The 13,243-nt window shown below is 63.8% G+C and carries 12 protein-coding genes; all 12 read left to right on the top strand.

Translation table 11 applies throughout. From position 1 onward, the window contains the following. The first annotated feature begins 30 nt into the window (after positions 1 to 30). Entirely contained in the window at positions 31 to 522 is a 492-nt protein-coding gene (nuoI, locus tag L0976_RS22485) for an NADH-quinone oxidoreductase subunit NuoI (RefSeq protein WP_203318626.1), read from the top strand. Between the two features lie 103 nt (positions 523 to 625). Beyond that, positions 626 to 1,240, top strand: coding sequence for an NADH-quinone oxidoreductase subunit J (locus L0976_RS22480; RefSeq protein ID WP_234189355.1), 615 nt, complete (start codon positions 626 to 628; stop codon positions 1,238 to 1,240). 25 nt (positions 1,241 to 1,265) lie between these two features. Then, positions 1,266 to 1,574 carry an NADH-quinone oxidoreductase subunit NuoK gene (gene nuoK / locus L0976_RS22475; RefSeq protein ID WP_203318628.1) on the top strand — a complete coding sequence of 103 codons (309 nt, stop codon included), beginning with the start codon at positions 1,266 to 1,268 and terminating at the stop codon, positions 1,572 to 1,574. A 7-nt stretch (positions 1,575 to 1,581) separates the two neighbouring features. Then, entirely contained in the window at positions 1,582 to 3,579 is a 1,998-nt protein-coding gene (gene nuoL / locus L0976_RS22470) for an NADH-quinone oxidoreductase subunit L (RefSeq protein ID WP_234189354.1), read from the top strand. Next, complete coding sequence (locus tag L0976_RS22465; protein WP_203318630.1) at positions 3,579 to 5,093, top strand: NADH-quinone oxidoreductase subunit M; 1,515 nt, start codon at positions 3,579 to 3,581, stop codon at positions 5,091 to 5,093. Before nuoL ends, L0976_RS22465 begins: the two co-directional genes overlap by 1 nt. A gap of 16 nt (positions 5,094 to 5,109) precedes the next feature. Then, positions 5,110 to 6,552, top strand: a complete 1,443-nt coding sequence (gene nuoN, locus L0976_RS22460; protein ID WP_203318631.1) for an NADH-quinone oxidoreductase subunit NuoN — start codon at positions 5,110 to 5,112, stop codon at positions 6,550 to 6,552. A 23-nt stretch (positions 6,553 to 6,575) separates the two neighbouring features. Next, a complete protein-coding gene (locus L0976_RS22455; RefSeq protein ID WP_234189393.1) occupies positions 6,576 to 7,316 on the top strand; it encodes a biotin--[acetyl-CoA-carboxylase] ligase in 741 nt (246 codons plus the stop codon). A gap of 15 nt (positions 7,317 to 7,331) precedes the next feature. Further along, positions 7,332 to 8,999: a ribonuclease J gene (locus tag L0976_RS22450; protein WP_234189353.1), complete on the top strand. Its 1,668-nt coding sequence runs from the start codon at positions 7,332 to 7,334 to the stop codon at positions 8,997 to 8,999. A gap of 99 nt (positions 9,000 to 9,098) precedes the next feature. Continuing rightward, the gene (gene mce / locus L0976_RS22445; RefSeq protein ID WP_234189352.1) at positions 9,099 to 9,503 is read left to right on the top strand and encodes a methylmalonyl-CoA epimerase; all 405 of its coding nucleotides are present in this window, start codon (positions 9,099 to 9,101) and stop codon (positions 9,501 to 9,503) included. 77 nt (positions 9,504 to 9,580) lie between these two features. Next, positions 9,581 to 9,847 carry a DUF1467 family protein gene (locus tag L0976_RS22440; protein ID WP_234189351.1) on the top strand — a complete coding sequence of 89 codons (267 nt, stop codon included), beginning with the start codon at positions 9,581 to 9,583 and terminating at the stop codon, positions 9,845 to 9,847. Between the two features lie 720 nt (positions 9,848 to 10,567). Continuing rightward, positions 10,568 to 11,896 (top strand): proline--tRNA ligase, encoded by a 1,329-nt coding sequence (proS, locus tag L0976_RS22435; RefSeq protein WP_234189350.1) that lies wholly within the window; start codon positions 10,568 to 10,570, stop codon positions 11,894 to 11,896. Positions 11,897 to 11,924: 28 nt separating this feature from the next. Continuing rightward, on the top strand, positions 11,925 to 13,232 hold the full coding sequence (locus L0976_RS22430) for a lipoprotein-releasing ABC transporter permease subunit (RefSeq protein ID WP_234189349.1): 1,308 nt from the start codon (positions 11,925 to 11,927) through the stop codon (positions 13,230 to 13,232). Positions 13,233 to 13,243 lie beyond the last annotated feature (11 nt).

The raw sequence follows: 13,243 nt of genomic DNA, 5'->3' as shown, positions 1-13,243 counted from the left end.
CCCTGATCTCCGGCAGCATTGGAGCTTGAAATGGCTAGTCTTTCGCAAGCCGTGAATTCGCTGTTCCTCAAGGAATTCGTCGGCGCGTTCTTCCTGTCGATGCGCTACTTCTTCCGCGCCAAGGCGACGGTGAACTATCCCTTCGAAAAGGGCCCGGTCTCCCCGCGCTTCCGCGGCGAGCACGCATTGCGCCGCTATCCCAACGGCGAAGAGCGCTGCATCGCCTGCAAGCTGTGCGAGGCCATCTGTCCGGCCCAGGCCATCACCATCGAGGCGGGCCCGCGGCGCAACGACGGCACGCGCCGCACCGTTCGCTACGACATCGACATGGTGAAGTGCATCTATTGCGGCTTCTGCCAGGAAGCCTGCCCGGTCGACGCCATCGTCGAAGGTCCGAACTTCGAGTTCTCGACCGAGACGCGCGAGGAGCTCTACTACGACAAGCAGAAGCTTCTGGAGAACGGCGACCGCTGGGAGCGGGAAATCGCCCGCAACATCGCTATGGACTCGCCTTACCGCTGATATGCAGCGGAAAGGTAAAATGAAAGCATGTGCCTGACGAAGGGTCGTCAGGCTTCGACGGGGCAGGGGGAACCTTCTCCGGGGAAGACGAAAAGGCACCAAAATGGGTCTGCAGGCTCTATTCTTCTATCTGTTCGCCTTCGTGGCGGTGGCGTCCGCCTTCATGGTGATCGCGTCGAGGAACCCGGTCTATTCCGTGCTGTTCCTGATCCTCACCTTCTTCAACGCGGCCGGCCTGTTCCTCCTGACGGGCGCCGAGTTCCTGGCGATGATCCTGCTGGTCGTCTATGTCGGCGCCGTCGCGGTCCTCTTCCTCTTCGTCGTGATGATGCTCGACATCGACTTCGCCGAGTTGCGCGCGGGTGCCCTCGACTATGCCCCGGTCGGCGCGCTGATCGGCGTGATCCTCGCGATCGAGCTTCTGGTGGTCGCCGGCGGCTGGGCCATGTCGCCCGAGATCGCCAAGACCGCCTCCATGCCGATCCCGCCCATCAGCGAGCGCACGAACACGGCCGCCCTCGGCGACGTGCTCTATACGAACTACGTCTACTTCTTCCAGATCGCCGGCCTTGTGCTGCTGGTCGCCATGATCGGTGCGATCGTGCTGACGCTGCGCCACAAGCCGCATATCAAGCGCCAGAACATCCCGCAGCAGGTCGCCCGTACGCCGGCAACCGCCGTCGAGGTGGTCAAGGTAAAGCCGGGGCAGGGCATCTGAGGCCGCGCGGACAAGGAAAAGCATCATGGAAATCGGTATTTCCCACTATCTCACCGTCAGCGCCATCCTCTTCATGCTCGGCGTTTTCGGCATCTTCCTGAACAGGAAGAACGTCATCGTCATCCTGATGTCGATCGAGCTCATCCTGCTGTCGGTCAACATCAACATGGTCGCATTCTCGCACTTCCTGAACGACATCGTCGGCCAGGTCTTCGCGCTGTTCATTCTGACCGTCGCGGCAGCGGAAGCGGCCATCGGTCTTGCAATTCTCGTCGTCTTCTACCGTAACCGCGGTTCGATCGCCGTCGAAGACGTCAATATGATGAAGGGCTGATCGGGTCATGGATACCATCATCAAGGCAATCGTCTTCCTCCCGCTGATCGGCTTCCTGATCGCCGGTCTTGGCGGCAACGCCATCGGCGCCAAGGCGTCGGAATACATCACGTCCGGCTTCATGATCGTCGCGGCCGTACTCTCCTGGATCGTCTTCTTCAACGTCGCCATGGGCGAGACGGAGATGATCAAGGTCAGCGTGCTCACCTGGATCCAGTCCGGCAGCCTCGACGTCGAATGGGCGTTCCGCGTCGACACGCTGACGGCCGTCATGCTCGTCGTCGTCAATTCGGTCTCGACGCTCGTGCACGTCTATTCGATCGGCTACATGCACCACGACCCGCATCGGCCGCGCTTCTTCGCCTATCTCTCGCTCTTCACCTTCGCCATGCTCATGCTGGTGACGTCGGACAACCTGCTGCAGATGTTCTTCGGCTGGGAAGGCGTCGGCCTGGCGTCCTATCTCCTGATCGGCTTCTGGTACAAGAAGCCCTCGGCCTGCGCCGCCGCCATGAAGGCCTTCATCGTCAACCGCGTCGGCGACTTCGGCTTCGCGCTCGGCATCTTCTCGGTCTTCGTGCTCTTCGGCTCGATCAACTTCGAGACGATCTTCGCGACGGCCGCGACCTATCTTCCGGCCGAAGGCGCCGCGGATGCCGCAGAGCCCGTCATCAACCTCTTCGGCATGAGCCTCGACAAGTCGCAGGCGCTCACCGCCACCTGCCTCCTGCTCTTCATGGGCGCGATGGGCAAGTCGGCGCAGTTCCTGCTGCACACCTGGCTGCCGGACGCCATGGAAGGCCCGACCCCGGTTTCGGCGCTCATCCATGCCGCCACCATGGTCACCGCCGGCGTCTTCCTGGTCGCCCGCATGTCGCCGATCTTCGAACTCTCGCATGACGCCCTGATGGTCGTCACGCTGATCGGCGCCATCACCGCCTTCTTCGCGGCGACGGTCGGCCTTGTGCAGAACGACATCAAGCGCGTCATCGCCTATTCGACCTGCTCGCAGCTCGGCTACATGTTCGTGGCCCTCGGCATCGGCGCATACGGCGCGGCGATCTTCCACCTCTTCACGCACGCCTTCTTCAAGGCCCTCCTGTTCCTCGGCGCCGGCTCCGTCATCCACGCCGTCGACGGCGAGCAGGACATGCGCTACATGGGTGGCCTGAGGAAGCACATACCGATCACCTTCTGGATGATGACGATCGGTACACTGGCGCTGACGGGCGTCGGCATCCCGGGCACCGTTATCGGCTTTGCGGGCTTCTTCTCGAAGGATGCGATCATCGAGAGTACCTTCGCCTCGCACAGCCCGGTCGCCGGCTTCGCCTTCGCGCTCCTGGTGATCGCCGCGCTCTTCACGAGCTTCTATTCCTGGCGCCTGGCATTCATGACCTTCTTCGGCAAGCCGCGCGCTTCCGCAGACGTCATGCACCACGTCCATGAATCGCCTGCCGTCATGCTGGTCCCGCTCTTCATCCTGGGCGCCGGCGCGATCTTCGCGGGCGTGCTGTTCGTCGAGTATTTCTACGGCCACCACTATGTCGAGTTCTGGCAGGGCGCGCTCTTCACGCTGCCGGAGAATGACCTGGTCAACGAGTACCACCACGTTCCGCTCTGGGTGAAGTGGAGCCCGTTCGCCGCCATGGCCATCGGCTTCGTCACCGCCTGGTACATGTACATCCGCTCGCCGGAGACCCCGAAGTACCTCGCCGAGCAGCACCGCGGCCTCTACCAGTTCCTGCTCAACAAGTGGTACTTCGACGAGCTCTACGACGCCATCTTCGTCCGTCCGGCGAAGGCGCTCGGCACGTTCCTCTGGAAGAAGGGTGACGGCACCGTCATCGACGGCTTCGGCCCGAACGGCATCGCCGCCCGCGTCGTCGACGTCACCAACCGCGTCGTCCGCCTCCAGACCGGTTACCTCTATCACTACGCATTCGCGATGCTGCTCGGTATAGCGGCACTCGTCACATGGATGATGCTCGGGAGTTCCCTCTGATGACCGATTGGCCCATTCTTTCAGCGGTCACCTTCCTCCCGCTCGTCGGCGTGGCGCTCCTGCTGCTGACCCGCGAGGACAGCCCGTACGGCCGCCGCAACATCCTCAACGTGGCGCTGCTGACGACGGTCTTCACCTTCGTACTCTCGCTCTTCATCTGGGTCGGCTTCGATTATTCGAACCCCGGCTTCCAGATGGTCGAGAAGCATGAATGGCTCGGCACCGGCATTTCCTACCATCTCGGCGTCGACGGCATCTCCATGCTGTTCGTCATCCTGTCGACCTTCCTGATGCCGTTCTGCGTGCTCGCGAGCTGGAACACCATCGAGAAGCGCCTGAAGGAATACATGATCGCCTTCCTGCTTCTGGAAGTGTTCATGGTCGGCGTGTTCGTCTCGCTCGACATCGTCCTCTTCTACGTCTTCTTCGAAGCGGGCCTCATTCCGATGTTCATCATCATCGGCGTGTGGGGCGGCAAGGATCGCGTCTACGCATCCTACAAGTTCTTCCTCTACACGCTGCTCGGCTCGGTGCTGATGCTGCTCGCCATCATGGCGATGTACTGGCAGGCCGGCACGACGGACATCACGGAACTGCTCGCCTACAACTTCCCGGCCCATATGCAGACCTGGCTGTGGCTCGCCTTCTTCGCCTCCTTCGCGGTGAAGATGCCGATGTGGCCGGTCCACACCTGGCTTCCCGACGCACACGTGCAGGCGCCGACGGCGGGCTCGGTGATCCTGGCGGGCGTCCTCCTGAAGCTCGGCGGCTACGGTTTCATCCGCTTCTCGCTGGCCATGTTCCCGCTCGCGTCGGACTATTTCGCGCCCTTCGTCTTCGCGCTGTCGGTCATCGCCATCATCTACACCTCGCTGGTGGCGATGATGCAGGACGACATCAAGAAGCTGATCGCCTATTCGTCGATCGCGCACATGGGCTATGTCACCATGGGCATCTTCGCGGCGAACACGCAGGGCCTCCAGGGCGCCATCTTCCAGATGCTCTCGCACGGCATCGTCTCCGGCGCGCTGTTCCTGTGCGTCGGCGTCGTCTACGACCGGCTGCACACCCGCGAGATCTCCGCCTATGGCGGCCTCGTCAACAACATGCCGAAATATGCCGTCGCCTTCATGGTCTTCACCATGGCGAATGTCGGCCTGCCGGGCACCTCCGGCTTCGTCGGCGAAATCATGACCCTGCTGGGCGCCTTCCGCGCCAATACCTGGGTCGCGTTCTTCGCCACGACCGGCGTCATCCTCTCGGCCTCCTACGCGCTGTGGCTCTACCGCCGCGTGATCTTCGGCGCGCTCGAGAAGGAAAGCCTGAAATCGCTGCTCGACCTTTCGGGCCGCGAGAAGCTGCTGCTCTATCCGCTCGTGATCCTGACGATCTTCTTCGGCGTCTATCCGGCACCGGTGTTCAATGTGACGGCGGCCTCGGTCGACGCGCTTCTCAACCAATATTCCGCGGCTCTGCAGGCGGCGCAGCAATCCGTTGCGCTCCTGGCGAACTGAGGACGGGACCCAAGACATGACTGCTGATACAATCCTTGCCAGCCTTCAGCTCTCGACGCCGGAGATCATCCTCGCCGTCGGCGGTCTGGTCCTGCTGATGATCGGTGTCTTCTCGGGCGAACGGTCGGGCACGACCGTGACCGGTCTCGCCGTCGCCGTGCTCATCATCGCCGGTCTCTGGCTGGTGCTGGCGACGGGCGAGGGGCAGGCCTATGGCGGCGCCTTCGTCTCGGACGCCTTCGCCAAGTTCATGAAGGTGCTGGCGCTGATCGGCTCCATCACCGCCATGGTGATGACGGTCGGCCATGCCCGCTCGGAGCAGCTCGACCGCTTCGAGTTCCCGGTTCTCGTCGTGCTGTCGACGCTCGGCATGCTGCTGATGATCTCCGCCAACAGCCTGCTGTCGCTCTATCTCGCACTCGAACTCCAGTCGCTCGCCCTCTACGTGCTCGCCGCGATCAACCGCGAGAGCCTGCGCTCGACGGAAGCCGGCCTGAAATATTTCGTTCTCGGCGCGCTGTCGTCGGGCATGCTGCTCTACGGCATGTCGCTGGTCTACGGCTTCACCGGCCATATCGGCTTCCAGGAGATCGCCGCGGCCCTGACCGCCGAAGGCCGTTCGCTCGGCCTCGTCTTCGGCCTGGTGTTCATCCTCGCCGGCCTTGCCTTCAAGATCTCGGCCGTGCCGTTCCACATGTGGACGCCGGATGTCTATGAAGGCGCGCCGACCCCGGTCACGGCCTTCTTCGCCGCCGCCCCGAAGGTCGCCGCCATGGCCATGCTGGTGCGCATCGTCATCGATGCCTTCCAGCCCGTCGTCGCCGACTGGCAGCAGGTCGTGGTCTTCATCTCCATCGCCTCGATGCTGCTCGGTTCCTTCGCCGCCATCGGCCAGCGCAACATCAAGCGCCTGATGGCCTATTCGTCGATCGGCCACATGGGCTATGCGCTCGTCGGCCTTGCCTCCGGCTCCATGGCCGGCGTTCGCGGCGTGGCGCTCTACATGCTCATCTACATGGTCATGACGCTCGGCACCTTCGCCTGCATCCTCGCCATGCGCCGCAAGGAAGGCGGCAATGTCGAGAACATCGACGACCTCGCCGGCCTTTCCTCGACCAACCCGTTCATGGCGACGGCGATGACGGTGCTGATGTTCTCGCTGGCCGGCATTCCGCCGCTGGCAGGCTTCTTCGCCAAGTACTTCGTCTTCATGGCGGCCATCGAGGCCCAGCTTTATGCGCTCGCCATCATCGGCGTGCTCTCCTCGGTCGTCGGCGCCTACTATTACCTGCGCGTCATCAAGGTGATGTGGTTCGACGAGCCGACCGGCGAGTTCGCCCGGACCTCGGGCGAACTGAAGCTGGTCTTCGGCCTTTCCGGCCTCTTCATGCTCGGCTACGTGCTGATCGGCGGGCCGATCGGCAATGCGGCCGAAGCCGCGGCGCGGACGTTCTTTTGAGCGGGTCCGCCAGTCCTCGCCGGATGTCGCTCGACGACTTCCGGCACGAGGCGCTCGCCGAAGTGGGCTCCACCAATACGGAATGCCTGGAGCGCGCCCGAAAGGGCGCGCTTTCCGGTCTCTGGATCACCGCCGGCCGGCAGACCGGCGGGCGCGGCCGGCGCGGGCGCGCCTGGTTCTCCGAGCCGGGCAATCTCTATGCCTCGCTGCTGCTGATCGACGCGGCACCGATGGACCGGCTCGGCTCGCTGCCGCTCGCCGTCGCCGTCGCCGTGCAGGACGCCATCCGCCGCATCATGCCGCTCGATGCGCCCGACGTCCTGATCAAATGGCCGAACGACATCCTTATCGACCGGCGAAAGGTCTGCGGCATCCTTGTCGAGGGCGAAAGCCTGCCCGATGGCCGGCACGGCCTGGTGATCGGCATCGGCATCAACGTCGCCGTGGCGCCTGACGCAGGGCTCTACCCCGTCGCGACGCTGCGCGACTTCGGTGCCACGGCCGCACCCGAGGAACTCTTCGCCTGGCTCTTCCAGTCCATGGCGCAGACGCTCTCGCTCTGGAACCGCGGCCGCGGCATCGCGGCGATCATGGAGCGCTGGAAGCAGGTCGCCGGCGGCATCGGCGAGACCATAACGGTCAATCTGCCCGACCGTTCGATTTCCGGGCGCTTTGCCGGAATTGATGATACAGGTCTCCTGAAACTGGAGACGGATGACGGCGGTACGCGACTGATCGCGGCCGGCGACGTGTTTTTTGGATAGGATTATTTGAACCCGATGGCAAAAGAAGACGAACTGGTGTTCCTGCCGCTTGGCGGCGTCGGCGAGATCGGCATGAACCTCGCACTCTACGGCTATGGGCCGAAGACGAACCGCCAGTGGATCATGGTCGATTGCGGCGTCACCTTCCCGGGGCCGGACCTGCCGGGCGTCGACCTCGTGCTGCCCGACATCCGCTTTCTCGCCGGCGAGCGCAAGAACCTCAAGGGCATCGTCATCACCCACGCCCACGAGGACCATTACGGCGCGCTGAACGAGCTGTGGCCGGGCCTCAACGTGCCGGTCTACGCCTCGCCGTTTACGGCCGGCATGCTGGAGGCCAAGCGCGACTACGAGCGCAGCCGCGTCGAGATCCCGGTGACGATCTTCAAGCAGGGCGACAGGATCAATCTCGGCCCGTTCGAGATCGAGGCCATCGGCGTCAACCACTCCATTCCCGAGCCGATGTCGCTGGCGATCAAGACCCCGCTCGGCACCGTCATCCACACGGGCGACTGGAAGATCGACCTCGATCCCTCACTCGGGCCGCTGACGGACGAGGCACGCTTCCGCAAGCTCGGCGACGAGGGCGTCCTCGCGCTGATCTGCGACAGCACCAATGCCGTGCGCGACGGCATTTCCCCGTCCGAGCACGAGGTCTCGGAAAGCCTGACGAAGATCATCGAGAGCGCCGAGGGCAGGGTGGGCATCACCACCTTCTCCTCGAATGTGGGGCGTATCCGCTCCATCGCCCAGGCCGCGGAAGCCGCCGGCCGCGAGGTGCTGCTGCTCGGCAGCTCCATGAAGCGCGTGGCGGACGTGGCGCGCGACATCGGCCTGATGGAGGGCCTGAAGCCCTTTATCGCCGAGGACGAATTCGGCTATATCCCGCGCGACAAGGTGGTCGTCATCCTGACGGGCAGCCAGGGCGAGCCGCGCGCGGCGCTCGCCAAGATCGCGCGCGACGAGATGCGCAACGTCGCCTTCACCGCCGGCGACACGATCATCTTCTCCTCGCGCGCCATTCCCGGCAACGAGAAGGCGATCAACGACATCAAGAACGGCCTGGTCGAGCAGGGCATCCATATCATCACCGACGCCGAGGCGCTGGTGCACGTTTCCGGCCATCCGCGCCGCAACGAGCTCCAGCAGATGTACGGCTGGGTGCGCCCCAAGATGGTCGTGCCCGTCCACGGCGAGGCGGTGCATCTGACCGCCCATGCCGAGCTTGCCGGACAGTCCGGCATCGCCGAGGTGCCGCGCGTGCGCAACGGCGACGTGCTGAAGCTCGCCCCCGGCATGCCCGAGGTCGTCGACCACGCCCCCTACGGCCGCATCTTCAAGGACGGCAATCTCATCGGCGATTACGAGGAGATGGGCATCGGCGACCGCCGCAAGCTCGCCTTCGTCGGCCACGTCGCCGTCAGCGTCCTGCTCGACAGCCGCTACGACTTCATGGGCGACCCGGAAGTCGAGCCCTTCGGCCTGCCGCAGTTCGACGACGAGGGCGAGGATATGGGCGACACGCTCTATGACGCCGTGCTCGGCGCCGTCGAAAGCATCCCGCGCGCCCGCCGCAAGGATCTCGAAATGGTGCGCGAGGCGGTGCGCCGCGCCGTGCGCTCCACCGCGAACGAGATCTGGGGCAAGAAGCCCGTCGTCACGGTGTTCCTGACGAAGGTCTGATTTGCGTTCCGGGGCTCGGGTGATATGGGGATGGCGTCCCCTTCATCCGGCCCGTCCGGGCCACCTTCTCCCATCCGGGGCGACCAAAGGAGAGAATGCATGCTCGGAAAGGTCAACCATATCGCCATCGCCGTGCCGGACCTTTCCGCTGCCATCGCGACCTACCGCGACACGCTCGGCGCGACGGTCTCCGCCGCCGAGGCGCTGCCGGAGCATGGCGTGACGGTGGCCTTCGTCGAGCTGCCGAACACCAAGGTGGAATTGCTGGAACCCCTGGGCGAAGCCTCGCCGATTGCCGCCTTCCTGGAAAAGTCGCCCGCCGGCGGCATGCATCATATCTGCTACGAGGTGGACGATATCCTCGCCGCCCGCGACAAGCTGGTGGCGAGCGGCGCGCGTGTCCTTGGCGACGGAAACCCGAAGACCGGCGCCCATGGCAAGCCGGTGCTCTTCCTCCATCCCAAGGATTTCCTCGGCACGCTGGTGGAGCTGGAAGAGGTGTGACAGCACGCCGCCCATTGTCTGTTTGAACTTCCGCGCCGACGGGCGTAAAAGGGCCGCTGCCGCACGAGGGACCGTCCATGCAGTTCTTTTCCTATTTCGCCGTCTATTTCATCGTCTGGTGGATCACGCTCTTCGCCGTCCTGCCCGTCGGGCTGAAGACGCAGGCGGAGGCGAACGACGTGGTGCCCGGCACGGTGGAAAGCGCACCTGCGCGCTTTCGCGGCGGCCGCGTCGTGTTGATGACGACGCTCGTCTCCGCCGTCATCTATGGCGCCTATATTTTCGCCATGCAGCTCGGCTACGGCATCGACGCCATCCCCCAGCTCGTCCCGATCCACGAATAGACGGCCGCCACAAAGGTTAACGAGCGTTAGCAGGCAGGAAGCAAGGCATTTCATTCCCGCCGGGACGCGGCGAAAAAGTCTTCCATTTGCCTCTTGTCAGATTCTGCGTCGGAAAAACGGTTATGCGGGCCCGCCGGGCGCCGGTGACGTAGCGTCAGCCATCGCCTGTCCGACCGTGCGTAAGCGTGGTGCCGCAATGCCTCATGTGGTGTGCGGCTTTGACGCATGGAATCCGCGGCCGAATTTTGCGAAGGGAGGAGGGCAAGTGAAAAAGGCAAAAAAAAACAAGGCCGAAAGCCTTGTTTTACAGGTATCGCGTGATCTTTATCCGTTGTGCGGTGGCAGCGTCTGCGCGCGCCAAAGATCTGATCCTCCCAAGACTTGACCGCGAAATTGGCTGGAATTTGTACTTCCTGCCTGTTTTGTAAGCCGAAACTAGCCCAAAGCTTGGGCGTTGTCATCCGCTTTTTTTGCATTTTTGCTACACTGGAATAAAATTTTTCCGTTGACAAGCTACGCGCAATTTCCGTTATAGGCGCCCCCATTTTTCTGCCACATTTGTCCGGGCCGCCGAGTCCGGTGGACAGTGCTTCGCGCCGACGCCCCCGTTCGGCCCTGCCGGGTTCCCTTCCTCCCGCGAAGCGTTTATGAACGCGTGAAAATCAACGTCATTTTGCCCGATTCCCGAAATAGGGCGGATCAGTCACTCCGGAACCCGATATGCGCCTTTCCCGCTTCTTCCTGCCCATCCTCAAGGAAAACCCCAAGGAGGCCGAGATCGTCTCCCACCGGCTCATGCTGCGTGCGGGCATGATCAAGCAGCAGTCCCAGGGCATCTATACCTGGCTGCCGCTGGGCAAGCGCGTCCTCGACAAGGTCAACGCCATCATCCGCGAGGAGCAGAACCGCTCCGGCGCAGTCGAACTGCTGATGCCGACGCTGCAGTCGGCCGAGCTCTGGCAGGAAAGCGGCCGCTACGACGCCTATGGCAAGGAGATGCTGCGCATCAAGGACCGCCAGGAGCGCCCGATGCTCTACGGCCCGACCAACGAGGAGATGATCACGGACGTCTTCCGCTCGTTCGTGAAGTCCTACAAGGACCTGCCGCTCAACCTTTACCACATCCAGCTCAAGTTCCGCGACGAGATCCGTCCGCGCTTCGGCACCATGCGCTCGCGTGAGTTCCTGATGAAGGACGCCTATTCCTTCGACCTCAACCGCGAGGGCGCCGTGCATGCCTATAACCGCATGTTCGCCGCCTATCTGCGCACCTTCTCGCGCATGGGCCTGCGCGCCATCCCGATGCGCGCCGATACCGGCCCGATCGGCGGCGATCTCAGCCATGAGTTCATCATCCTGGCCGATACGGGCGAATCCGAAGTCTTCTGCCACAAGGACTTCCTGAACCTCGACGTGCCCGCCGAAGACACCAACTTCGAGGACGTCGCGGGCCTGCGCGCCATCTTCGAGAAGTGGACCTCGCGCTATGCCGCGACCTCGGAAATGCACGACGCGCCCGCCTTCGAGGCGATCCCGGAAGGCGAGCGCCTGTCCGCCCGTGGCATCGAGGTCGGCCATATCTTCTATTTCGGCACGAAATATTCCGAAGCCATGGGCGCCAAGGTGCAGGGCCCCGACGGCAAGGAGCATACCGTGCACATGGGCTCCTACGGCATCGGCCCGACGCGCCTCGTGCCCGCGATCATCGAAGCCTCGCACGACGAGAACGGCATCATCTGGCCGAAGGCCGTCGCGCCCTTCGAGGCCATCGTCATCAACATGAAGTCGGGCGATGCGGCCTGCGACGCGGCCTGCGAGACGATTTACGGTGCGCTGCTGAAGGCCGGCGTCGACGTGCTCTACGACGACAAGGACGAGCGTGCGGGCGCCAAGTTCGCCACCGCCGACCTCATCGGCGCGCCGGTGCAGGTCATCGCCGGCCCGCGCGGCGTGGCGAACGGCGAGGTCGAGATCAAGGATCGCAAGACCGGCGAGCGAGAGACGCTGACCATCGAGGCGGCCATCAACCGCCTGACGTCCGGCAACTGACGCATGGCCGGCGGTAACGGGAGGAAACATGGCTGACGCAGCGAGCGGTGCATCCGCAACCGAGGCTCAGGCCTTCAAGAAAAGCCGCCCGTTCTCCGCTTTCGAGCGGATGGTCGCCTGGCGCTACCTGCGCTCGCGGCGCAAGGAAGCCTTCATCTCCGTCATCGCCGGCTTTTCCTTCATCGGCATCATGCTCGGCGTGGCCACCCTCATCATCGTCATGGCGGTCATGAACGGCTTCCGCACCGAGCTCATTTCCCGAATCCTCGGCGTCAACGGCCACATGATCGTCCAGCCGATCGACAGCCCGCTGAACGACTATTCCAAGCTGGCCGAGCGCCTTGCCGCGGTGCCGGGCGTGACGATGGCGATCCCGCTCGTCGAGGGCCAGACGCTTGCGCAGGGAACGGCGGGCGGCGGGACGGGCGCGCTGGTGCGCGGCGTGCGCGCCGACGACCTCGCCAGGATGAAGGCCGTCTCCGATCACATCAAGGAAGGCGACCTCGTCGGCTTTGCCACCGGCGGCGGCGTCGCCATCGGCGCGCGCATGGCCGAATCCCTCGGCCTCAGTGCCGGCGGCCAGATCACGCTCGTCGCGCCCGAGGGCGACGTCACGCCGCTCGGCGTGAACCCGCGCGTGAAGACCTATACGGTCTCCGCCGTCTTCGAGATCGGCATGTCGGAATACGACGCCTCGATCATCTACATGCCGCTGGAGGAAGCCCAGCTCTACTTCAATTCCGAGGGTGTCGTGCAGTCGATCGAGCTGTACGTCTCCAATCCGGACGCCGTCGACCAGCTTCGCCAGCCGCTGGAGGCCGCCGCCGAGCGGCAGATCTTCATCACCGACTGGCGCCAGCGCAACCGCACCTTCTTCTCGGCGCTGGAAGTCGAGCGAAACGTCATGTTCATGATCCTGACGCTGATCGTGCTCGTCGCCGCGCTCAACATCATCTCCGGCCTCATCATGCTGGTGAAGGACAAGGGCAGCGACATCGCGATCCTGCGCACCATGGGCGCGACATCGGGCGCCATCATGCGGATCTTCTTCATGACGGGGGCGGCGATCGGCACGGTCGGCACCTTTGCCGGCGTGCTGCTCGGCGTCGTCGTCTGCCTCAATGTCGAATCGATCCGCCAGTTCTTCTCCTGGATCTCGGGCACGACGCTGTTCAACCCCGAGCTCTACTTCCTCAGCCAGCTTCCGGCCGACATGAATGCCGGCGAGACGGTCTCGGTCATCCTCATGGCGCTGGCGCTCTCGTTCCTCGCGACGATCTTCCCCGCCTGGCGTGCCTCCAGGCTCGATCCCGTCCAGGCCCTCCGGTACGAATAGGAACAGAACGC

Source organism: Shinella sp. NM-101, assembly GCF_021401195.1.
GTDB lineage: Bacteria > Pseudomonadota > Alphaproteobacteria > Rhizobiales > Rhizobiaceae > Shinella.
The sequence above is the reverse complement of the archived record's forward strand: the minus strand, read 5'-3'. Positions and strand labels throughout refer to the sequence as shown.

Coding starts and splice junctions, on each gene's coding strand:
- L0976_RS22465 (WP_203318630.1), top strand. CDS start 3,579: ATGACCGATTGGCCCATTCTTTCAGCGGTCACCTTCCTCCCGCTCGTC.
- mce (WP_234189352.1), top strand. CDS start 9,099: ATGCTCGGAAAGGTCAACCATATCGCCATCGCCGTGCCGGACCTTTCC.
- nuoN (WP_203318631.1), top strand. CDS start 5,110: ATGACTGCTGATACAATCCTTGCCAGCCTTCAGCTCTCGACGCCGGAG.
- L0976_RS22455 (WP_234189393.1), top strand. CDS start 6,576: ATGTCGCTCGACGACTTCCGGCACGAGGCGCTCGCCGAAGTGGGCTCC.
- nuoK (WP_203318628.1), top strand. CDS start 1,266: ATGGAAATCGGTATTTCCCACTATCTCACCGTCAGCGCCATCCTCTTC.
- L0976_RS22480 (WP_234189355.1), top strand. CDS start 626: ATGGGTCTGCAGGCTCTATTCTTCTATCTGTTCGCCTTCGTGGCGGTG.
- L0976_RS22450 (WP_234189353.1), top strand. CDS start 7,332: ATGGCAAAAGAAGACGAACTGGTGTTCCTGCCGCTTGGCGGCGTCGGC.
- proS (WP_234189350.1), top strand. CDS start 10,568: ATGCGCCTTTCCCGCTTCTTCCTGCCCATCCTCAAGGAAAACCCCAAG.
- nuoL (WP_234189354.1), top strand. CDS start 1,582: ATGGATACCATCATCAAGGCAATCGTCTTCCTCCCGCTGATCGGCTTC.
- L0976_RS22430 (WP_234189349.1), top strand. CDS start 11,925: ATGGCTGACGCAGCGAGCGGTGCATCCGCAACCGAGGCTCAGGCCTTC.
- L0976_RS22440 (WP_234189351.1), top strand. CDS start 9,581: ATGCAGTTCTTTTCCTATTTCGCCGTCTATTTCATCGTCTGGTGGATC.
- nuoI (WP_203318626.1), top strand. CDS start 31: ATGGCTAGTCTTTCGCAAGCCGTGAATTCGCTGTTCCTCAAGGAATTC.